Origin of the sequence: Stenotrophomonas sp. 59 (assembly GCF_030291095.1) — a bacterium.
Classification (GTDB): domain Bacteria; phylum Pseudomonadota; class Gammaproteobacteria; order Xanthomonadales; family Xanthomonadaceae; genus Stenotrophomonas; species Stenotrophomonas maltophilia_Q.
In genome coordinates, this window is record NZ_CP127408.1 from 1,673,407 (window position 1) to 1,695,064 (window position 21,658).

Below are 21,658 nucleotides of genomic sequence, written 5' to 3' on the forward strand. Positions count from 1 at the left end.
GCAGTCGGGCGATCAGCCGCGCGGCAGCACGATCTGGCGCTGTTCCTTGCTCGGGCGGTACAGCACGGCGACGTGGCCGATGCGCTGCACCAGCGCGCTCTCGGTGGCTTCGACGATCTCGCCGATCATCACGTCACGGGCGTCGCGGTCTTCGGCAGCGACCTTCACCTTGACCAGCTCGTGGCGCTCCAGCACTTCGTTCAGCTCAGCGATGAAGGCCGGGGTCACACCCTTGCCGCCGGTCTGCAGCAGGGCCTTCAGGTCGTGGGCTTGGCCGCGCAGGAAACGGGTCTGGGAGGCGGTCAGGGCGATGGACATGCAGGAAAAGACGGTTGAATGGGGCGATCAGGGTATCATGAGGACCCCATCAGCCCCTATTTTCAATGGCTACCCGCAGCAAAAGCAGCCAGCGCTGGCTCAAGGAACACTTCTCCGACCCCTTCGTGAAGAAGGCCCAGGCCGAAGGCATGCGCTCGCGCGCCGCCTACAAGCTCGAAGAGCTGCTTGAACGTGACCGGTTGCTGAAGCCGCACATGGTGGTGGTCGACCTCGGTGCGGCGCCGGGTGGCTGGTCTCAGCAGGTGCGGAGACAGATCGGCGACACCGGCCGCGTGCTCGCCCTGGACATCCTGGACATGCCGCCGCTGGCCGGCGTTGAGTTCCTTCATGGTGACTTCAGGGAAGAAGCCGTCCTATCGCAGTTTGAAGCCATGCTCGGGGATCAGCCGGTAGACCTTGTGCTGTCGGACATGGCCCCCAATAAGAGTGGTGTGGGCGCGGTTGACCAGCCGCGGATGATGCACCTGGCGGAGCTGGCCCTGGATTTTGCCGACAACCACCTGAAGACTGGTGGGGCGTTCCTGATCAAGCTGTTCCAGGGTGAAGGCTTTGATGACTACGTGCGCGACATGCGCCGCCGGTACGACAAGGTCTCCATCCGCAAGCCGGAAGCGTCGCGCAAGCGCTCGCCCGAGGTGTATGCCTTGGGTCAGGGAAAACGCGCCCACATGAAGTAAGCTCGCAACGTACGCAAGTTCGACCCCAACGCAACGCCAGCACTAAGAGGAACACCGGAGCCAATGAGGATGAACGACTTGACCAAGAACCTCCTGCTATGGGTGGTCGTCGCCGTCGTGCTGATGGTGGTCTTCCAGAGCTTCTCGCCCAAGTCCTCCGGGGCCGGGGCGCAGGGCGCGTCGTATTCGCAGTTCCTGGACCAGGTGGACAGCGGCAACGTGCAGAAGGTCGCTTTCGGCGGCGACATGCGCGGCGGCACCAGCCAGCTGACCTACACCACCCGCGGTGGGCAGTCGTCCACCATCACCGCGCCGTTCGATCGTGACCTGATCAACGTGCTGCGTACCAAGAACGTGGAAATCGTGCAGGAGGAGCCGTCCAGCGGCATTTCCCTCGGTGCGATCCTGATGAATTTCCTGCCGGTCATCCTGATCATCGGCTTCTGGTTGTTCATCATGCGCCAGATGCAGGGCGGTGGCGGCGGTGCCAAGGGCGCGATGTCCTTCGGCAAGTCGCGCGCCAAGCTGCAGGGCGAAGACCAGATCAAGGTCACCTTCGCCGACGTCGCCGGCTGCGACGAGGCCAAGGAAGAAGTGGGCGAGCTGGTCGACTTCCTGCGCGACCCGTCCAAGTTCACCAAGCTGGGCGGCAAGATTCCGCGCGGCGTGCTGATGGTGGGCCCGCCGGGTACCGGCAAGACGCTGCTGGCCAAGGCCATCGCTGGCGAAGCCAAGGTGCCGTTCTTCTCGATCTCCGGTTCGGACTTCGTGGAAATGTTCGTCGGCGTCGGCGCCAGCCGCGTGCGCGACATGTTCGAGCAGGCCAAGAAGCACGCCCCGTGCATCATCTTCATCGACGAAATCGACGCCGTCGGTCGCCACCGTGGTGCCGGCCTGGGCGGCGGTCATGACGAGCGCGAGCAGACCTTGAACCAGCTGCTGGTCGAGATGGACGGTTTCGAGGGTGGCGAAGGCGTGATCGTGATCGCCGCGACCAACCGTCCGGACGTGCTGGACCCGGCGCTGCTGCGTCCGGGCCGCTTCGACCGCCAGGTCGTGGTCGGCCTGCCGGACGTGAAGGGCCGCGAACACATCCTGAAGGTGCACATGCGCAAGCTGCCGCTGGCCGACGACGTCGAGCCGATGGTGATCGCGCGTGGTACCCCGGGCTTCTCCGGTGCCGACCTGGCCAACCTCTGCAACGAGGCCGCCCTGTTTGCCGCCCGTGGCAACGAGAAGGAAGTCCGCATGGACCACTTCGACCGTGCCCGCGACAAGATCCTGATGGGTGCCGAGCGTCGTTCGATGGCCATGAGCGAGGAGGAGAAGACCCTCACCGCCTACCACGAAGCCGGCCACGCCATCGTTGGCCGCCTGGTGCCCGAGCATGATCCGGTCTACAAGGTCACCATCATCCCGCGCGGCCGCGCGCTGGGTGTGACCATGTACCTGCCGGAAGGCGACAAGTACTCGATGAACCGCGTGGCGATCAAGTCGCAGCTGTGCTCGCTGTACGGCGGCCGCGTGGCCGAGGAGCTGATCTTCGGTGCCGACAAGGTCACCACCGGCGCCTCCAACGACATCGAGCGTGCCACCAAGATGGCCCGCAACATGGTCACCAAGTGGGGTCTTTCCGACCAGCTTGGCCCGATCGCCTATGGCGAAGAGGACGACGAGGTGTTCCTGGGCCGTTCGGTCACCCAGCACAAGAGTGTCTCCAACGACACCGCGCGCCGCATTGACGAGGAAGTGCGCAACATCCTCGATGAGGCCTATGCGCGTACCACCGAGCTGATGACCGCCAACCTGGACAAGCTGCACGCGATGTCCCAGCTGCTGCTGCAGTACGAGACCATCGATGCGCCGCAGATCGACGCCATCATGGAAGGTCGCGATCCGCCGCCGCCGGCCGGCTGGAACAAGTCGAACAAGGACGGTGGCGACGACAAGGGCGGCGACGCCCGTCCGCTGCCGCCGATCGCAGGCCCGGCCGAATCGCACTGACGGCCCGCTGCAGGTGACACCAGACGAGGCCGGGGCAACCCGGCTTCGTCGTTTCCGGGCCACTGGCCCATCTGCTGAACTGAACTGACGCTGGAGTCTGCATGTCCGCCCCGAAGCCCGAACCGATTTCCCACACCGTCGAAATGGTCATCGCCACCGTGGTCGGCGTGGGTGTGGGCCTTGGCGCTGACAATCTGCTGCTGGGCTGTGTGGTGGGTATCGCCGTTGGCATCGTGCTGAGCATTGCCAAGACCCTCTACGTGGATCGCAAGCGCCGCCGCCGTTGAGGGCGCGGCAGGGCTGCGCCCTGCACCCGCGGTAGTGCCGGCCGCTGGCCGGCAACCTCAGCAGCAACAGCAACAGCAACATTCCGTGGTTTGGCGGGGCGGTGTCGGAGGGCGGGGACGCCGTAAACCCATCCATGGGGGCTTGGCAGCCGCATCCATGCGGCTGACACCCCGTCATCCGACACCGCCCCACCTCTGACAGATTCCTGCTGCTGTTGGTAGGTATCGACCCTGGTCGACACGGTAGATCCACGCCATGCGTGGATGAGTCTCCATCGAATTCGAGTATTTCGAGAATTGAACGAAGAGCATCCACGCATGGCGTGGATCTACCGGGCCCCATCCAACCGTCACCGGGAATCTGCCGAAGGCGGGGCGGTGTGGGGCTGCAGGACCGTTGGCGCCATGGATGGCGCCATCGAGCCCCCAAGGACGGGTTTACGGCGCGTCCTGCAGCCCCACACCGTCCCGCCAGACCATCAGCAATCCAGCGCTGCTTTGGCTTTGGCTTTGGCCGTTGCCTCTGCGGGTGCAGGGCGCCGCCCTGCCGAACTAAACTACCCGCCGTTGTCCCTGCAGGATTGCCCATGTTCGATACCTCGCCCCAGCTCGATTGCGCCGGCCGCATCCTGCGCCTGGACCGTGCCCGGGTCATGGGCATCGTCAACGTCACCCCGGACTCGTTCTCCGACGGCGGCGCGCACGACACTACCGAAGCCGCGGTCGCGCACGGCCTGAAACTGGTGGAGGAGGGCGCCGACCTGCTCGACATCGGCGGCGAATCGACCCGTCCGGGCGCTGCGCCGGTATCGGTCGAGGAAGAACTGCGTCGTGTGATTCCGGTGATCGAGCAGTTGGCCGCGCGCAGCGCCGTGCCGATCAGCGTCGACACCTTCAAGCCAGAAGTGATGCGCGCAGCCGTGGTGGCCGGCGCCGGCATGATCAACGACATTTTCGGCCTGCGCCAGGACGGCGCATTGGAAGCCGCTGCCGACGCCGGCGTGCCGGTGGTGCTGATGCACATGCAGGGTGAGCCGGGCCATATGCAGGCCGATCCGCACTACGACGATGTGGTCGCCGAGGTGCACGGTTTCCTGGTGCAGCGGCTGTTCGCTGCGGAAATGGCCGGTATCGCCAAGAAGAACCTGCTGATCGATCTCGGCTTCGGTTTCGGCAAGACCACTGCCCACAACATGACCCTGCTGGCACGCTCCGAGCGTTTCCTGGAGCTGGGCGTGCCGATGCTGGCCGGCCTGTCACGGAAGCGCAGCCTTGGCGAACTGACCGGCCGCGACATGCCCTCCGAGCGTGTGGCTGCCTCGGTGGCGGCGCATCTGATCGCGGTCCAGCGCGGCGCGCGAATCGTGCGCGTGCATGACGTGGCAGCCACCGTCGATGCGCTGAAGATCTGGCAGGCCGTCGACGCCGTGCCGGCACCACGTGCCGACGCCACGCCGTCGATCCGCTGGCCGGACGAAGACTGATGGGTATCGACCGGCGGCCGCTGGCGATCGCCGTGATGGGTCCGACTGCCAGTGGCAAGACCGCCACGGCGATCGCCCTGGCCCGGCAACTGGACGGCGAGATCGTCAGCGTCGATTCGGCGCTGGTCTACCGCCATCTGGATATCGGTTCGGCCAAGCCCGACGCCGCCGAGCGTGCGCAGGCGCCGCACCATCTGCTGGACCTGCGCGATCCGTGGCAGACCTATTCGGCGGCCGAGTTCGCCGCCGATGCCGGCCGGGTCGTGGCCGACATCGTGGCGCGTGGCAAAACGCCGATCCTGGCAGGTGGCACAGGGCTGTACTTCCGGGCCCTGCTGCAGGGCCTGTCGCCGATGCCGGAGGCCAACCCGGAGATGCGTGAAGCGCTCAGCGCCGAAGCTGCCGAGCGTGGCTGGGCAGCGCTGCATGCGGAGCTGGCCGAGGTCGATCCGGCCGCGGCCGCGCGGATCCATGCCACCGACCCGCAGCGCATCCAACGGGCGCTGGAGGTCTATCGCCTCACCGGCACCCCCATCTCTGAATGGCAGCGCCGGCCGGGCGTGGCGCCGTTGCCGGTGCGCACCCTGAAACTGATCCTGGCCCCGCGTGACCGCGCGGTACTGCACCAGCGCATCGAGGCCCGCTTCGATCTCATGCTGGCGCAGGGCTTCCTGGATGAGGTGCGGGCACTCCGTGCAATGCCGGAAATGGCCGCCGTGACGGCGCCGCTGGACCTGCCGGCGGTGCGCGCGGTCGGCTACCGCCAGGCCTGGGAATACCTGGACGGCGAGGGTGATGCCGCCCGTTTCCGTGACAAGGCGATCTTCGCCACCCGCCAGCTGGCCAAGCGCCAGCTGACCTGGCTGCGCGGCGAGCTTGATGCGCGCTGGTTCGACCCCCATGTGGATGGAGAGCGCCTGGCCGGCGCGGTGTCGACCTTCGTCGCACGCTGAACCCCCGCCGGCCGTGTAACATCATCGGTCGGCGGGCGGCTCGGGGGCCGTGGCAACCGTCGGCAACCCAATAAGAACAATAATCAGGAGTGTGCAATGTCCAAGGGGCAATCGCTGCAGGATCCTTTCTTGAACGCACTGCGGCGCGAACGTGTGCCGGTTTCGGTGTACCTGGTCAACGGCATCAAGTTGCAGGGCACGATCGAGTCGTTCGACCAGTTCGTGGTTCTGCTGCGTAACACGGTCAGTCAGATGGTCTACAAGCACGCCATTTCCACGGTCGTTCCGGCACGCAACGTGAAGGTCGGCCCGGGCGGTGGTTACGTGCAGTCGGGTGAAGGTGGTCAGGCAGGTGATGAAGCAGACGAGTAAGACCGGAGCGGTGAATGTTTGACCGCTCGAAAAAGGGCGAACACGCCCTGTTGATCCAGCCGCATTTCGGCAAGCTGGAAGACGATGTGCTGGAAGAGTTCGGTGATCTGGCCCGCTCGGCTGGGGCCAGCATCGCCGCGACCATTACCGCGCGGCTGGACCGCCCCAATCCGTCGACCCTGATCGGCAGCGGCAAGCTGGACGAGATCAAGGCGGCGGCCGACGCCAGCGGTGCCGACCTGATCCTGGTCAACCATGCCTTGAGTCCGGGCCAGGAGCGCAACCTGGAACGCTTCCTGGAGCGCCGGGTGATTGACCGTACCGGCCTGATCCTGGACATCTTCGCCCAGCGTGCGCACAGCCACGAAGGCAAGCTGCAGGTCGAGCTGGCGCAGCTGCGCCACCTGGCCACGCGGCTGGTGCGCGGCTGGACCCATCTGGAACGCCAGCGCGGCGGTTCGATCGGCCTGCGCGGCCCGGGTGAAACCCAGCTGGAAACCGACCGCCGCCTGCTGCAGAAGCGGGTCGAGCAGCTGCAGAAGCGCCTGGAAAAGGTCGAAGTACAGCGCACCCAGATGCGCCGTGCGCGCGTGCGCAGCGAGCTGCCGCGCGTGGCCCTGGTGGGCTACACCAACGCCGGCAAGTCGACCCTGTTCAATGCCATGACCGGTGCCGAGGCCTATGCCGCCGACCAGCTGTTCGCCACGCTGGACCCGACCGTGCGCCGCATCGCTGTGCCCGGTGGCAACGTGGTGCTGGCCGACACCGTCGGTTTCGTCCGCGACCTGCCGCATGATCTGGTCGCCGCGTTCCGCTCGACACTGTCGGAGGCACGCGAGGCCGATTTCCTGCTGCACGTGGTCGATGCTGCCGATCCGCATCGTGAGGAGCGCATCGCCCAGGTGGACGAGGTGCTGACCGCGGTCGGTGCCGGTGATCTGCCGCAGCTGCTGGTGTTCAACAAGATCGACCGCATCGACGGTGCCGACGTCCGCCACGACGGTCAGGATGGCATCCCGGACGAATCGCGCCGCGAGCGGGTGTGGATTTCCGCACGCGACGGGCAGGGCCTGGAGCTGCTGCAGGCGGTGCTGGGCAAGCGCCTGGGCCTGCAGCACGTCACCGGCGAACTGCGTCTGCCACCCGATGCCGGTCGCCTGCGCGCGCGGCTGCACCAGCTGGAAGTGATCCGCAGCGAACAGGCGGATGAAGAGGGCTGGCTGCTGCAGGTTGACCTGCCGATCGCCGAAGCCGAAAAGCTGGCCGCCAGTGCCGACGGTGCACCGATCCGGTCGCTGCTCCCGGAGAAGCTGCCGGAGTGGTGAGGTAGCGCCGGGCCATGCCCGGCGGCTGCCATTGCGGCGGTGCGCGACATCAGGCTGTCATCTGCGGTACAACGTGCAGGTTCTTCACCCCACCGTCATGCCGATGTCCATCCCCACCGACGCTGAACTCAATGCCCAGTCCGCCGCGCTCGGGCAGCGCCTGCAGCAGGCCTCGCTGCAGCTGGTGACCGCTGAAAGCTGCAGTGGTGGCTGGATCGCCAAGTGCATGACCGACATTGCCGGTTCCTCGGCGTTCTTCGACTGCGGCATGGTGGTCTACAGCTACGAAGCCAAGCAGCGCCTGCTCGGCGTGCGCGCGCAGACCCTGGAGCAGTTCGGTGCGGTCAGCCGCGAAACCGTGCTGGAAATGGTCTCCGGCGCGCTGGTCAATTCCGGTGCCGGCATCGCGGTGGCGGTGACCGGCATCGCCGGCCCCGGCGGTGGCAGCCCGGACAAGCCGGTCGGCAGTGTCTGGATCGGCTGGAAGCGCCGTGGCGGCTATGCCCGCGCCGAGCTGTTCCAGTTCGATGGCGACCGCGAAGCCATCCGCCGGCAAACCGTGGCGGCGGCATTGCGCGGTATCGACGCCCAGCTGTGACATGCTGCTCCGGTAATCGTCCGGAGCACGCATGATGTGGGAAACGCTGGGCACGGTCCGTGACCTGGGCCGACTGCAGGAAATCGCGGTTGTCCTGATCCGCTATGGCTTTGGTGACGTGGTGCGGCGCATCGGCCTGGCCAGCACGCTGGAGCGGGCAGGCCGCCTGCTGCACTGGAACGAAGAGCGGCAGGAACTGCTGCGGATGACCGCGCCGGTGCGCGTGCGCAGCGCGATGCAGGATCTCGGTCCCACTTTCGTCAAGCTCGGGCAGGTGCTGGCGACGCGCGTTGACCTGCTGCCGCCGGAATGGATCGCTGAACTGTCCGAACTGCAGAACGCGGTGCCGGCGCTGCCGTACGCGGATATCCGAGAGCAGCTAGAAGCCGACCTTGGCGCCTCGCCGACGGAAGTGTTCGCCTTCCTCGATGAAACCCCGATGGCCGCCGCCTCGCTGGCGCAGGCCCATCGCGCGCGCCTGCATGACGGCCGTCAGGTGGTGCTGAAGGTGCGGCGCCCGGGTATCCGCGATGTGGTCGAGGCCGACCTGCGGCTGCTGGCCCGCCTGGCCGAGATCGTCGAGGCGCGCCTGCCGGACCTGCGTCGCTATCGTCCGGCCGAGGTCGTGCAACAGTTCACCGTGTCACTGCGCCGCGAACTGGATTTCGCCGCCGAGTGCCGCAACGCCGAGCGCATCGCGCGCAACTTCAACGGCCGTGACGACATCCTGATACCCAGCGTGCACTGGCAGTGGACCTGCGAGAGCCTGAACGTGCAGGATTTCGTCGACGGCATTCCCGGCCGAGACCTGGCCGGTGTCGATGCGGCCGGGCTGGACCGCCGCGAGCTGGCCCGACGCGGCGCCGACATCGTGTTGAAGATGGTGCTCGAGGACGGCAGCTTCCATGCCGACCCGCACCCCGGCAACATCATCTACCTGCGTGACGGCCGTATCGGCGTGATCGACTTCGGCATGGTCGGCGCGCTGTCCGAAGTGCGCCGCTTCCAGGTCGCGCAGCTGCTGCACGGGCTGGTCGAACAGGATCCGCAGGGCGTGGCCGACGTGCTGCTGGACTGGGCCGGCGGAGTTGAGGTGGACGAGAACCGGCTGCAGCACGATATCAGCCAGTTCGTAGATCAATACCGTGGTGTGCCGCTGAAGGACCTGCGCATCGGCCTGATGCTGGGCGACATCACCCAGCTGCTGCGCAGCTACAGCCTGACCCTGCCGGCCGACCTGGCGCTGATGATCAAGGCGTTCCTGACCCTGGAAGGCATGGGCCGGCAGCTGGACCCGGATTTCGACATGGCCAGTGCCGCGCGCCCGTTCCTGGAGCGGGTGGTGCTGCAGCGCTATGCGCCCAGGGCACTGCTCAAGCGTGGCCGCCGCAGCCTGTTGGGCCTGGTCGACTTTGCCGGTGAGCTGCCTCGGGACCTGCGCAAGCTGGTGCAGGCCGCGCGCCGTGGACGCCTGCAGTTGAAGGTGGAAACCACGGCGCTGCAGGGCTTTGGCGAACAGGTGAACCGCGCAGCGAACCGGCTGGTGATGGGCATCGTCACCGCCGCGCTGATCATCGGTTCCTCGATCGTGATGCACAGCGTCGGCGGCGTCTCCAGCCGCTGGCTGCTGGCGCTGGGCGTATGCGGCTTCATCGGTGCCGGCTTCTGCGGCGTGTGGATCCTGTTTTCGATATGGAGAAGCGGCAAGCACACGTAGTGTGCTTGCCGCAGCGGTTCCCAACGGGAACCGCGGAATCGCGCAGCGATTCCTGTAGAGCCGACTGTCAGTCGGGTGCATCTGCTTTTGCCCTTGCCTTTGCCTTCTTCGACCGGCTGGCTGGCCGGGGCGCGCCTGCCGAGCATGCCCCGGCCCAACAGGCCCGCATCACTCCGTGTCGCCCCCGGCACTTGCAGTCCTGGATATTAGTAGTAATACTACTAACCATGGACCTGACCGACACCCAGCAGGCGATCCTGCAGTTGATCGCCGAGCGTATCGAGAGCGAAGGCGCACCGCCGTCGCAGACGGAAATCGCACGTGCGTTCGGCTTCAAGGGCGTACGCGCGGCCCAGTACCACCTGGAAGCCCTGGAGCAGGCCGGTGCGATCCGTCGCATTCCGGGCCAGGCCCGGGGCATCCGCCTGGTACAGGCGCCGGCGGTCGAGAAGCTGGCCGAACCGGGCCTGCCCGACAGCGTACTGCGCCTGCCGGTGCTGGGCCGGGTTGCGGCCGGCCTGCCGATCGGCGCCGATATCGGCTCGGACGACTTCGTGGTGCTGGATCGGGTGTTCTTCTCGCCGGCACCGGACTACCTGCTGAAGGTGCAGGGCGATTCGATGATCGACGAGGGCATCTTCGATGGTGACCTGATCGGCGTGCACCGCACCCGCGACGCCCATTCCGGGCAGATCGTGGTGGCCCGCATCGATGACGAGATCACCGTCAAGCTCCTGAAGATCGCCAAGGACCGCATCCGTCTGCTGCCGCGCAACCCCGATTACAAGCCGATCGAGGTGCTGCCGGACCAGGACTTCGCGATCGAAGGCCTCTATTGCGGCCTGCTGCGGCCCAACCGTTGACCCGTTCCATAGCGCATTACCCCGCGGTCTTTTGTGGCGATTCTCTGGTTCCACTGAGGTTGGTACGGATGTCCGATAATTCTTTTCAGAGCGCCGGGCAGAATCTCAGCCTGTGCGATACGTCCGACTTAAAGTGAACCCATGGCAAAGAAGACCCCCAAAGACAGCACCCCCAACGACACGACCTCTGCAAGGACCAATCCGATGGACGAGAACAAGAAGCGCGCCCTCGCTGCAGCTCTGGGCCAGATCGAAAAGCAGTTCGGCAAGGGCTCGGTGATGCGCATGGGCGACCGCGTGGTCGAGCCCGTCGAAGCCATTCCGACCGGTTCGCTGATGCTCGACATCGCACTGGGCATTGGTGGTCTGCCGAAGGGCCGTGTCGTCGAGATCTACGGGCCGGAATCCTCGGGCAAGACCACGCTGACCCTGCAGGCCATTGCCGAATGCCAGAAGCTGGGCGGCACCGCGGCCTTCATCGACGCCGAGCATGCGCTGGACCCGATCTACGCCGCCAAGCTGGGCGTGAACGTGGACGACCTGCTGCTGTCGCAGCCGGATACCGGTGAGCAGGCGCTGGAAATCGCCGACATGCTGGTCCGTTCGGGCTCGGTCGACATCCTGGTGATCGACTCGGTCGCCGCGCTGACCCCGAAGGCTGAAATCGAAGGCGAGATGGGCGACCAGCTGCCGGGCCTGCAGGCCCGCCTGATGAGCCAGGCGCTGCGCAAGCTGACCGGCAACATCAAGCGCTCCAACACCCTGGTGATCTTCATCAACCAGCTGCGCATGAAGATCGGCGTGATGATGCCGGGCCAGAGCCCGGAAACCACCACCGGCGGCAACGCGCTGAAGTTCTACGCCTCGGTCCGCCTGGACATCCGCCGCATCGGCGCGATCAAGAAGGGTGACGAGATCATCGGCAACCAGACCAAGATCAAGGTCGTCAAGAACAAGCTGGCACCTCCGTTCAAGCAGGTCATCACCGAGATCCTGTATGGCGAAGGCATCAGCCGCGAAGGCGAACTGATCGACATGGGTGTGGATGCCAAGCTGGTCGAGAAGGCCGGCGCCTGGTACAGCTACGGTGAAGAACGCATTGGCCAGGGCAAGGACAACGCCCGCGGCTACCTGCGCGACAACCCGACCGTCGCCGCCAAGCTCGAGGCCGAGCTGCGCGAGAAATTCCAGCCGGCCGAAGCGGCCCGCGAGGAAGGCGACGACGAAGGCGACGACGAGTAAGGCTTGCTGTGGGGCAGGGCGGCGCCGTCAGTGACGTCGCCCTGTCCCGCAGGTTCGAATCGCCCAGGGATGGGCTGGGCGCCACGGATGGCGCCACCCTTGGAGTACCCATGTCCGACGCCGAAGACATTCCGACCGGCCGCAAGCGCCGGCCGCGTGAGCAGAGCCCCGTGCAACGGGCGCTGGGCCTGCTGGTCCGCCGCGAGCACTCGCGCAAGGAACTCACCCGCAAGCTGACCGCCCGTGGCATCGAAGACGAAGCCGCGCAGGCCGCTGTCGCCAAGCTGACCGAGGCCGGCTGGCAGGACGACACCCGCTTCGCCGAGAACCTGGTGCGGATGCGCGCCAACACCGGCTATGGGCCGATCCATGTCCGTGCCGAACTCGGCACCCACGGCCTGGACAGTGCCGCGATTGCCGCAGCGATGGACAGCTACGAAGGCGACTGGCAGGAAAACGCCCGTGACCTGGTCCGCCGACGCTTCGGCGAGGCCGGCCCGCAGGACCTGGCGCAACGGCGGAAGGCGGCCGATCTGCTGGCCCGACGCGGCTTCGACGGCGACAGTATCCGTCGCGCGACCCGCTACGACCCGGATGACTGAGACTGGCGGCGCCGGGCCTGATACCCTTTAGGTTTTCGGCGGTCCCTCGCGACCCTGGCCAACGCGGCCGGTGGTCCGGGCCCGCCGGCCCGCAGACTGCCAGCCCCCAATGAACGCATCCGCCAAATTCACGACCTCCCAGATCCGCAGTGACTTCCTTGAATTCTTCAAGGGCAAAGGCCACACCATCGTGCCGTCGGCGCCGCTGGTGCCGGGCAATGATCCGACCCTGCTGTTCACCAACTCCGGCATGGTGCAGTTCAAGGACGTGTTCCTTGGTGCGGAGAAGCGCAGCTACGTGCGTGCAGCCGACGTCCAGCGCTGCCTGCGCGCGGGCGGCAAGCACAACGACCTCGACCAGGTCGGCTACACCGCGCGCCATCACACCTTCTTTGAAATGCTGGGCAACTGGTCGTTCGGCGACTACTTCAAGAAGGACGCGATCGCCTGGGCCTGGGAGCTGCTGACCCAGGTCTGGAAGCTGCCGGCCGATCGCCTGCTGGTCACCGTCTACCAGACCGACGACGAAGCCTACGAACTGTGGCGCGACATGGTCGGCGTTCCGGAAGAGCGCATCGTGCGCATCGGCGACAACAAGGGTGCGCCGTTCGCTTCGGACAACTTCTGGCAGATGGCCGACACTGGCCCCTGTGGCCCGTGCACCGAGATCTTCTACGACCACGGCGACCATATTGCCGGTGGCCCCCCGGGTTCTCCGGATGAAGACGGTGACCGCTTCATCGAGATCTGGAACCTGGTGTTCATGCAGTTCGACCGCCAGCCCGACGGCACCCTGGTGCCGCTGCCGGCGCCGTGCGTGGACACCGGCATGGGCCTGGAGCGCCTGGCGGCGATCCTGCAGCACGTGCACACCAACTACGAGATCGACCTGTTCCAGGCACTGATCCGCAAGGCTTCCGAGCTGACCGGCACCGCCGACCTGGAAAACAAGTCGCTGCGCGTGATCGCCGATCACATCCGTGCCTGTTCGTTCCTGATCGTCGATGGCGTGCTGCCGTCCAACGAAGGCCGTGGTTACGTGCTGCGCCGTATCATCCGCCGCGCCCTGCGCCATGGCTGGATGCTGGGCGTGCGCCAGCCGTTCTTCAGCAAGCTGGTGCCGACCCTGGTCGAGCAGATGGGCGAGGCCTATCCGGAACTGCCGGCAGCGGTGGACACCGTCACCCGTGCGCTGCAGGCCGAGGAAGAGCGTTTCGCTGAAACCCTCGACGCCGGCATGAAGATCTTCGAGGACGTCGCGGGCAAGGCCAGCAATGGCGTGATCCCGGGCGTTGACGCCTTCCGCCTGTACGACACCTATGGTTTCCCGCTCGACCTGACCCAGGACATCGCTCGCGAGCGCGACCTGACGGTCGACATCGCCGGCTTCGATGCTGCGATGGAGCAGCAGCGCGAAACCGCACGTGCGGCCGGCAAGTTCGGCGGCGGCGTGACCCTGCCGGCCGAGCTGGTGGCGACCCTCAGCCCGACCCGCTTCCTGGGCTACGACCGCCTGCAGGCCGATGGCCTGACCGTGCTGGCCGTGCTGAAGGACGGTCGACCGGTGCAGTCGGCCGATGCCGGTGATGCAGTCATCGTGATCACCGACCAGACCCCGTTCTACGCCGAATCCGGTGGCCAGGTCGGCGACACCGGCGTGCTGACCGGCAACGGCGTACGCCTGGCGGTGGACGACACCCAGAAGTTCGCCGGCCAGTTCCATGGCCACGTCGGCACCCTGTCCGACGGCGGCCTGAAGGTCGGCGACGTGCTGTCCGGCCAGGTCGATGGCGAGCGCCGCGGCGCCACCATCCTCAACCACTCGGCCACCCATCTGCTGCACGCCGCCCTGCGCGAAGTGCTGGGCACCCACGTGCAGCAGAAGGGCTCGCTGGTCGCTCCGGACCGCCTGCGTTTCGACTTCTCGCACTTCCAGCCGATCAGCGCGGAAGAGCTTGCCGTGATCGAGCGCAAGGTCAACCAGCAGGTGCGCGCCAACAACGCCGCCGAAGTGCACAACATGGGCATGCAGGAAGCGCTGGACTTCGGTGCGATGGCACTGTTCGGCGAGAAGTACGGCGAGCACGTGCGCGTGCTGAAGATGGGTGACTACTCCACCGAGCTGTGCGGTGGTACCCACGTCAACCGCACCGGCGACATCGGCCTGTTCAAGATCACCTCCGAGGGCGGTGTCTCCGCCGGCGTGCGCCGCATCGAGGCCGTTACCGGCCAGGGCGCCCTGGATTACGTGGACGCCGAAGAGGCCCGCCTGGCCGAGGCCGCTGAACTGCTCGGCGGTAGCGCTACCGACGTGGTCGAGAAGATCCGTGCCCTTGGCCAGCGCCAGAAGCAGCTGGAGCGCGAACTGGAAGCCGTGAAGGCCAAGGTCGCCGCAGGTGCCACGGCCGACCTGTCCAGCCAGGCCGTCGAGGTCGCCGGCGTGAAGGTGCTGGCGTCCCGCCTGGAGGGCTTCGATGCCAAGGCCCTGCGTGACGCCATGGACCGCCTCAAGCAGCAGCTGGGCGACGCGGTGATCGTGCTGGCCGGCGCCCAGGACGGCAAGGCCGCCCTGGTCGCGGGTGTGAACGGCAGTGCAATGGGCAAGGTCAAGGCCGGGGAACTGTTGTCCCATATCGCCAGTCAGATCGGGGGCAAGGGCGGCGGACGCCCGGACCTCGCCCAGGGTGGTGGCGAGGACGGGCCCGCCCTTGCCACTGCGCTGGCTGCAGTCGTCGAATGGGTCAGCCCCCGCCTGTGATGAACCTGGCCGTCCCCCTCCTTGTAGGAGCGGGACGGCTGACGGTACCATTGCGAATCTTTTCCCTTTGTCGTGGTAGCGCTTCTTGACGGAGCGTCAAGCCGGTGGGGGATACCCTTCCACACGGTTCCATGGAGACTTACAAAAATGTTGATCCTGACTCGCCGCGTCGGCGAAACCCTGATGATCGGTGACTCGGTGAGCGTCACCGTGCTTGGCGTCAAGGGTAACCAGGTGCGTATCGGCATCACCGCGCCGAAGGACGTCGCTGTGCATCGCGAAGAGATCTATCAGCGCATCCAGCGCGGTGACGAAGCCGGTGGCACCGGTAGCGAAAATTCTGCCGAATAACGCTTTACCTTCGCACTCGATTAACGTTATGATTCACGCCCCGCTGAGGTGCAACGCACCAGACGCGGAGAAAACCCCGGAGTGATGCCCGAGTGGCCGAAGGGGCTCCCCTGCTAAGGGAGTATAGGGTCAAAAGCTCTATCGAGGGTTCGAATCCCTCTCACTCCGCCAGATACAAAGAAGCGCCTGCAGATCCTCGATCTGCAGGCGTTTTTCTTTATGGCGGCACTCATTGCCGGTGCACCATCCACTGATCATCGATCAATGGATGGCGCTTCGGATGCCCCCGGCTCAGAGCCTTACCGTCACCCCCACCTGGAACCCACGCCCCGGCAACGGCGCGATGTATTTCAGCGGCGAGTTGTGCGGGCGTGCTTCCTCGTTGAGCAGGTTGCTGCCATTGACGAACACCTCCATGCCGGCGATGTAGCTGTTGCGTACCGGCAGCTCACGACTGACCTGCAGGTCGACCAGGTTGAAGGCATCCAGCGGCACTTCCTCGCTCACGTTGCGGCCGAGGTACTTCTGCGTGTCGTAATAGGTGCTGGACAGCTGTGCCTTCCAGCCTTCGCGCTGCCACTGCAGGTTGGCACCGTAGCGGTTGGTCGGCATGTTCGGCAGGTACTCGCCATCGTTGTGGGCGCGCAGCGAATCGGGGCGATCGGCCTTGTTCTTCACCAGATCGGCGAAGGCGGAGAGGTTCAACGTGCCATAGCGGCCAAGGTCCAGAGCCTGCGATGCGTCGATCTCGAAGCCCTTCACCGTGGTGCCGGTCTGCTTCCAGTACTTCAGCGGCAGGCGGTTGGCCGTCTGCACGCCGGAATAGCCGAGGTAGAGATAGTTCTCGTACTTCATCCGGTAGGCGGTGGCCGACAGTTCGAAACCGCCGACGTGGAACAGGCCGGTCAGCTCCAGGTTCTTCGCGCGTTCCGGCTCAAGATTCTGGTTGCCTTCTTCCTGCGTCATCACCGAGTAGTGCGCGTTGCTCGCATACAACTCATTGATCTCCGGTGCGCGCTGGGAGGATGAGTAGCGCACCTTGGCGGCGAACAACGGACCGAGCTCGACATACGAACCCAGGCTGTAGCTGTTGAGCCGGTAGGAACGATCCTGCAGTTTCGTGTTGGCAGCATTGCGCGCGGTCTTGAAGCGGCTCGGCTGCAGTTCGTGATCGACACGCTCGTGGCGCACGCCGGCATCGAAGGTGGCCCAGCCGACGTCCAGCGTTTCCTTCAGGAACACCGCGTTGCTGCGGGAATCCACATCAGGCAGATAGCGCAGCGAGCCACTGCCGGTCACGTCACGCGACTGGTGGCTGAAACCGAGCAGGCCGCTGAGTGGTCCGATCCGCTGGTGGCTGAGCAGCAGTTCGGCCTGGGTACTCTCGAAATCGTAGTCGTTGGCCTTGGAAGCACCCAGCCGTTCGCCGGAGGTATTGTCGAGCCTGGAAACGCGCAGTTCGGCACGCTCGAACCCCGGCAGCGGATCGCGCAGCAGTGTTTCCAGCGCGTAGCGCTGCTGCTTGATCACCACGCCCACCGGCAGCCCATCGGCATAGTTGGAACCGAACGACAGGTTCTGCATCGAGAAACCAGGCACGCCGTACTCGCTGTCCTTGGCATCGATGCTGACGCCCACGTAGCCACGGTCGAAGAACAGGGTTGACCCGAACGCCACCTGCGAGTTGCGCGCGTAGCTGTTGCCCAGCCGGTGATGGTAGTTGGGCGTCACATCGTTGTTGATCTGTTTCTGCACGTATGAGGGCGTGCCAGCGACATAGGCAGGATTGACCGGGTTGATGTAGGTGCGGCGCTGCCAGACCGAAGTCGGGTTGTTGGTGTAGAACGAGAAATCACCGTCGGCCCAGTCCGGGTTCTCGGTCATGAACTGGTCGATGTAAGGCTGCGAGGCCTTGTTGTAGATCTGCTGCACGCGCGCTTCCTTCTGGCAGCTGTCGGCCAGCGCAGAGTTCACGCCACCGGTCGGCGGGAACAGGCGCGTATTGCAGACACTGGCCTTGCTGTTGCCGGGGATGTCGTAGTGCGAGATGCGCTGGCGCGAGACCTGCAGGTTGGTCGAGACGTTGCGCTGGTTGTTGAAGTTCATGCGGAAGCCCTGCGCGTCGGCGGCATTGAAGCCCTTGCGCAGGACCAGTTCCATCGACTGGTCCTTGTCTTCCATTCTGCGCGAGATCAGGCCGGAGTCGATCTCCACGCTGCCGCCGATCGCGTTGCCACCGTAGCGCACGGTATCGGACGACTTGTTGACGGTGACGCTGCGCACGAACAGCGGGTCGAACGGAATGCTGATATCGCCGCTGATCGCGTTCATGCCGAGGATGGACTGGCCGTCCTGCAGGATCTGCACGCGGTTGCCGCTGAGGCTGCGGATGACCGGCGCGCCGGCATTCGGCCCGAAGGCGCTGCTCTGCACGCCGGAGACGTGCTCCAGCAGGTTGCCCAGGGTGCGGTTCTGCGCCTGCGGGTTGTCGACGGTGACCCGGCTGTCGATGCGCGAGGGTTGGGTGGCCTCGACCCGGAGGGTGGGAAGGGTGGGTTCGTCCGCGGCCTGGGCGGACTGGACGGCGAACAGAATGGCTGCAGCAAGGAGATGACGACGCATGACACGATCCGTGAAGTTGACGTGAAATGTTATAACGTAACTATTTATGTCAACAAGGGCGGATTGGGCCCTGCCATGAGGACTGGATATGAGAATGGTTCTCATATCAGAATGGCCGCGGATTCTCTGCAGGCGCACCATGCACAGCCTCTCCCTTGCCGACCTTGATCGACTGGGCCGCAGCAGCGGCTTCCACTACCGATTGCCTGCAGTGGCCTCAGCCGATGGCTCGGTGGAGCGTTGCGTGGTGCAGGGCAGGGTGGAGCAGCGTTGCCTGCGCCCGGGGATCACCCTGGCGCTGTCGGACGTGATCGCCCATCAGCCGTTCGAGGCGACGTCGGAATCGCCGCCGGCCTTCTCGGCGATCGTGATGCTGGAGGGACGCGCTGGAGCGCGGCTGGCGGGGCAGGCGGTGACCGGCATGCGTCCAGGTGCCGGTGCGATGGTGCTTTCCGAGGCGGCGCCGATGACTGCGATTCATCCCGCCGGGCAGCGGATGCGCAGCCTGAATGTCTCGCTGGATGCAACCGCCGGGATCGACGATCCGGTGATCAGCGAACTGCTGTCCACTGCGCGTCGCGGCGGTCAGCCGCGGTTGCGGGGTTGGCAGGTGCCCGGGCATCTGGAGCGCGCCGCCGATCAGGTGCTGTCGGGCACCTGGCACGGCGCGATGCATGCGTTGCTGTGCGAGGGTATCGGCCTGCAGATGCTGGCACAGGCGCTGGGCGCACCTGCAGGGGATGCCTTGCCGGACCTGCGTGTTTCAGCGCGTGACCGCCGCATGCTGGAACGGGTGATCGATTGCCTGCAGTCGGCACCGGCCGCCGAACACAGCCTGGAGGCGCTGGCACGCCTGGCCTGCATGAGCCCGAGCAGCCTGCGCCTGAAGTTCCAGCAGGTGCACCAATGCTCCGTGTTTGGCTGGCTGCGCGAGCGGCGCCTGCAACTGGCCTGCGAGCAGCTGCGGCAGGGCTGCAGCGTGCAGCAGGCCGCACATCTGGTCGGCTATCGGCACGCCACCAACTTCGCGACCGCGTTCCGTGCACGTTACGGCATCGCCCCCAGCCAGTTCCGCTGAATCCGGGTCATCGTCGGCAGCGCGCATACACCTGTTGTGTCCGCGCATACCTGCGCTCACGCTCAGATGACAATAATTCTCATCCAGCCTTTCTCTCCTGCTGGATCTCCCATGCCTGCCTGTTCCCGCCCGAGTGCCCTGGCAACCGCCATCGGCGCGACCCTGGCGCTGTTCAACGCCGCCCATGCCGCCGAGCGCGCCCCGTCCGCGACAACCTCGCAGCTGCCGACCGTGCAGGTCACTGCCGACCTTGATGGCAGCACCGAAACGTCGCGTTCCTACACCACCGATTCCATGGGCACGGCGACCGGGTTGTCGCTCACCTCGCGGCAGACGCCGCAGTCGGTCAGCGTCATCACCCGCCAGCAGATCGAGGACCGCGGGCTGCTCAGCACCGCCGATGCACTGGCCACCGCTCCGGGAATCTCGGTCACGCGCAGTGATGCCAACCGCTACTCGTTCTCGGCACGCGGCTTCGACATCGACAACTACCAGTTCGACGGTGTGGTCATGCCAGTGCTGTCGCCGTGGAATTTCGGCGAAAACAACCTGGACATGGTGGTGTACGACCGCATCGAGATCGTGCGCGGCGCCAATGGTCTGATGACCGGTGCCGGCAACCCCTCGGCGGCGGTGAACTATGTGCGAAAGCGTCCGCTGCGTGATTTCGCTGCCAGTGGCGGCATCAGCCTGGGCAGCTGGGACGCGCGGCGCGCCTGGGTGGACGTGTCCAGCCCACTCAGCCGGGAAGGGCGCGTGCGTGGCCGCGTGGTCGCCGCCCAGGCCGAGGGGGACAGCTATACGGCGGGCCTGGACAGCACCGCGAAGACGCTCTACGGCGTGGTCAGCATGGACCTGGGCGAAGACACCGGATTGATCGCCGGCTTCTCCTACCAGGCCAACGACAACCGCGGCTTCGGTAGTGGCTTCGCGCTGTTCAATGCTGACGGCACGCGTACCCGCTTCGATCGCTCGGTATCGGCTACCACCCCGTGGGCACGGATGAGCACCGATACCCGCAACGGCTTCTTCGATTTCAACCACCGTTTCGGCAACGACTGGCAGGCGCGCGTGTCCTACAGCCGTTCGCACACCGACATGGAAATGAAGCACCTCTATCGTGGCGGCTATCCCGATCCGGGCACTGGTGCCATGCCCAGTGGCAACAGCTTCACCCGTTACGACGGGCCGGTGCGCCGCGAGGCGGTCAGTGTCAGCCTGACCGGCCCGTTCCAGTTGTTCGGCCGCCAGCACACTGCGTCGATGGGCTGGTCGCGCTCGCGAGATCAGATCGCACTGGGGCAGTACCGCGCACTGGCGCCGTTGCCACCGTTGGCCAGCTATTTCGACTGGCACGGGCCGGGCACGCCCGAGCCGGTGTGGGCCAGCAACAAGACCCAGGCCGATGATCTGGACAATCATCAGAGCGGCGCCTATGCCGTGGCGCGGTTGTCGCTGGCCGATCCCCTGCATGTGATCGTCGGTGGCCGCCTGAGCAACTGGGAGACCGACCAGGTCTACTTCGGCAGCAAGCGGAAATACCGTTACCGCAACGAGTTCGTGCCGTATGCCGGCGTGGTCTGGGACCTGAACGGCTACAGCAGCGCGTATGCCAGTTACACCGGCATCTTCAAACCACAGAACAACCGCAATGAAACCGGGCAGATCCTCGACCCGGTCAGCGGCCGCAGCTATGAGCTGGGTCTCAAGGGCAGCTGGTTGCAGGAGCGCTTGAATGCCTCGGCGGCACTGTTCCGCACCCAGCAGGACAACCTCGCCGAAGCTACCGGTGGGCTGGTCGAGGGCAGTACGCAGGCGGCGTATCGTGCGGTGAAGGGCGCAACGGTTGACGGCCTGGAACTGGAACTGGCCGGTGAGCCGCTGCCGGGGTGGAGCCTGGGCACCAGCTTCACCACCTTCATCGCGCAGGACGCGCAGGCCAGGGCGATCAACACCGCCAAGCCGCGCAGCCTGTTCAAGCTGTTCACCACCTGGCGCCTGCCCGGTACCTGGGACCGGCTGACCATCGGTGGAGGTGTGGACTGGCAGAACCGCATGTACCAGACCGCCACCGCGCCAGGGAACCGGCGGGTGCCGGTGGAGCAACCCAGCTACGCGTTGGTGAACCTGATGGCGCGCTACCAGTTCAGCTCCAACGTGTCGGCGGCGGTCAACATCAACAATCTGTTCGACCGCCACTACTACTCGCAGATCGGCTTCTACAACCAGGGCTGGTACGGCGCGCCGCGAAACGTGATGTTCACCGTGAAGGTTGGCTATTAAGGCAGGAGGTTGCCGTACGTTCAGCGCCCTGCCTTGTGCAGGGCGACGATGCTGTGCACGATCCGGGGTGCTGCGCCCCACAGCGCTTCACGCAGCGTCTTCT

Annotated in this window: 18 protein-coding genes and 1 tRNA gene; 17 read left to right on the forward strand and 2 right to left on the reverse strand. The window is 65.7% G+C overall.

Annotation, left to right across the window (positions count from 1 at the left end; all coding sequences use genetic code 11):
* Positions 1 to 12: 12 nt before the first annotated feature.
* A complete protein-coding gene (gene yhbY / locus QP552_RS07770; protein WP_004152868.1) occupies positions 13 to 318 on the reverse strand; it encodes a ribosome assembly RNA-binding protein YhbY in 306 nt (101 codons plus the stop codon).
* Between the two features lie 65 nt (positions 319 to 383).
* On the opposite strand from yhbY, the gene rlmE reads away from it, so the two are divergent.
* The 15 genes from rlmE to QP552_RS07845 all read left to right on the forward strand — a co-directional run bounded on the left by rlmE (position 384) and on the right by QP552_RS07845 (position 15,743).
* Positions 384 to 1,016 (forward strand): 23S rRNA (uridine(2552)-2'-O)-methyltransferase RlmE, encoded by a 633-nt coding sequence (gene rlmE / locus QP552_RS07775; RefSeq protein ID WP_005409014.1) that lies wholly within the window; start codon positions 384 to 386, stop codon positions 1,014 to 1,016.
* Between the two features lie 69 nt (positions 1,017 to 1,085).
* The gene (ftsH, locus tag QP552_RS07780) at positions 1,086 to 3,020 is read left to right on the forward strand and encodes an ATP-dependent zinc metalloprotease FtsH (RefSeq protein ID WP_049427664.1); all 1,935 of its coding nucleotides are present in this window, start codon (positions 1,086 to 1,088) and stop codon (positions 3,018 to 3,020) included.
* 101 nt (positions 3,021 to 3,121) lie between these two features.
* On the forward strand, positions 3,122 to 3,307 hold the full coding sequence (locus QP552_RS07785; RefSeq protein ID WP_008265807.1) for a hypothetical protein: 186 nt from the start codon (positions 3,122 to 3,124) through the stop codon (positions 3,305 to 3,307).
* Positions 3,308 to 3,894: 587 nt separating this feature from the next.
* On the forward strand, positions 3,895 to 4,791 hold the full coding sequence (folP, locus tag QP552_RS07790; protein WP_286075491.1) for a dihydropteroate synthase: 897 nt from the start codon (positions 3,895 to 3,897) through the stop codon (positions 4,789 to 4,791).
* A complete protein-coding gene (gene miaA / locus QP552_RS07795) occupies positions 4,791 to 5,744 on the forward strand; it encodes a tRNA (adenosine(37)-N6)-dimethylallyltransferase MiaA (protein ID WP_286075492.1) in 954 nt (317 codons plus the stop codon). The genes folP and miaA overlap by 1 nt, the downstream gene beginning before the upstream one ends.
* Before the next feature lie 96 nt (positions 5,745 to 5,840).
* Positions 5,841 to 6,116 (forward strand): RNA chaperone Hfq, encoded by a 276-nt coding sequence (gene hfq, locus QP552_RS07800; RefSeq protein ID WP_004152891.1) that lies wholly within the window; start codon positions 5,841 to 5,843, stop codon positions 6,114 to 6,116.
* 14 nt (positions 6,117 to 6,130) lie between these two features.
* On the forward strand, positions 6,131 to 7,441 hold the full coding sequence (gene hflX / locus QP552_RS07805; RefSeq protein ID WP_106550720.1) for a ribosome rescue GTPase HflX: 1,311 nt from the start codon (positions 6,131 to 6,133) through the stop codon (positions 7,439 to 7,441).
* A 103-nt stretch (positions 7,442 to 7,544) separates the two neighbouring features.
* The gene (locus QP552_RS07810; RefSeq protein ID WP_010484249.1) at positions 7,545 to 8,039 is read left to right on the forward strand and encodes a nicotinamide-nucleotide amidohydrolase family protein; all 495 of its coding nucleotides are present in this window, start codon (positions 7,545 to 7,547) and stop codon (positions 8,037 to 8,039) included.
* 34 nt (positions 8,040 to 8,073) lie between these two features.
* On the forward strand, positions 8,074 to 9,756 hold the full coding sequence (ubiB, locus tag QP552_RS07815) for a 2-polyprenylphenol 6-hydroxylase (protein ID WP_106550724.1): 1,683 nt from the start codon (positions 8,074 to 8,076) through the stop codon (positions 9,754 to 9,756).
* A gap of 227 nt (positions 9,757 to 9,983) precedes the next feature.
* Complete coding sequence (gene lexA, locus QP552_RS07820; RefSeq protein WP_057498317.1) at positions 9,984 to 10,619, forward strand: transcriptional repressor LexA; 636 nt, start codon at positions 9,984 to 9,986, stop codon at positions 10,617 to 10,619.
* Positions 10,620 to 10,823: 204 nt separating this feature from the next.
* Positions 10,824 to 11,861, forward strand: a complete 1,038-nt coding sequence (recA, locus tag QP552_RS07825; RefSeq protein ID WP_049428133.1) for a recombinase RecA — start codon at positions 10,824 to 10,826, stop codon at positions 11,859 to 11,861.
* Positions 11,862 to 11,971: 110 nt separating this feature from the next.
* Positions 11,972 to 12,463: a recombination regulator RecX gene (gene recX / locus QP552_RS07830; protein ID WP_106550719.1), complete on the forward strand. Its 492-nt coding sequence runs from the start codon at positions 11,972 to 11,974 to the stop codon at positions 12,461 to 12,463.
* A gap of 109 nt (positions 12,464 to 12,572) precedes the next feature.
* On the forward strand, positions 12,573 to 15,221 hold the full coding sequence (gene alaS, locus QP552_RS07835; RefSeq protein WP_111113578.1) for an alanine--tRNA ligase: 2,649 nt from the start codon (positions 12,573 to 12,575) through the stop codon (positions 15,219 to 15,221).
* Between the two features lie 147 nt (positions 15,222 to 15,368).
* Positions 15,369 to 15,572 (forward strand): carbon storage regulator CsrA, encoded by a 204-nt coding sequence (csrA, locus tag QP552_RS07840; RefSeq protein WP_004152909.1) that lies wholly within the window; start codon positions 15,369 to 15,371, stop codon positions 15,570 to 15,572.
* 78 nt (positions 15,573 to 15,650) lie between these two features.
* Positions 15,651 to 15,743: transfer RNA gene (locus QP552_RS07845), tRNA-Ser, on the forward strand.
* 120 nt (positions 15,744 to 15,863) lie between these two features.
* Here the strand turns inward: QP552_RS07845 and QP552_RS07850 are convergent.
* Positions 15,864 to 18,194, reverse strand: coding sequence for a TonB-dependent receptor (locus tag QP552_RS07850; protein WP_286075493.1), 2,331 nt, complete (start codon positions 18,192 to 18,194; stop codon positions 15,864 to 15,866).
* Positions 18,195 to 18,333: 139 nt separating this feature from the next.
* Between QP552_RS07850 and QP552_RS07855 the strand changes: the two genes are divergently transcribed.
* Positions 18,334 to 19,272, forward strand: coding sequence for a helix-turn-helix transcriptional regulator (locus QP552_RS07855; protein ID WP_286075494.1), 939 nt, complete (start codon positions 18,334 to 18,336; stop codon positions 19,270 to 19,272).
* 111 nt (positions 19,273 to 19,383) lie between these two features.
* Positions 19,384 to 21,555 carry a TonB-dependent siderophore receptor gene (locus QP552_RS07860; RefSeq protein WP_286075495.1) on the forward strand — a complete coding sequence of 724 codons (2,172 nt, stop codon included), beginning with the start codon at positions 19,384 to 19,386 and terminating at the stop codon, positions 21,553 to 21,555.
* Positions 21,556 to 21,658: the final 103 nt, after the last annotated feature.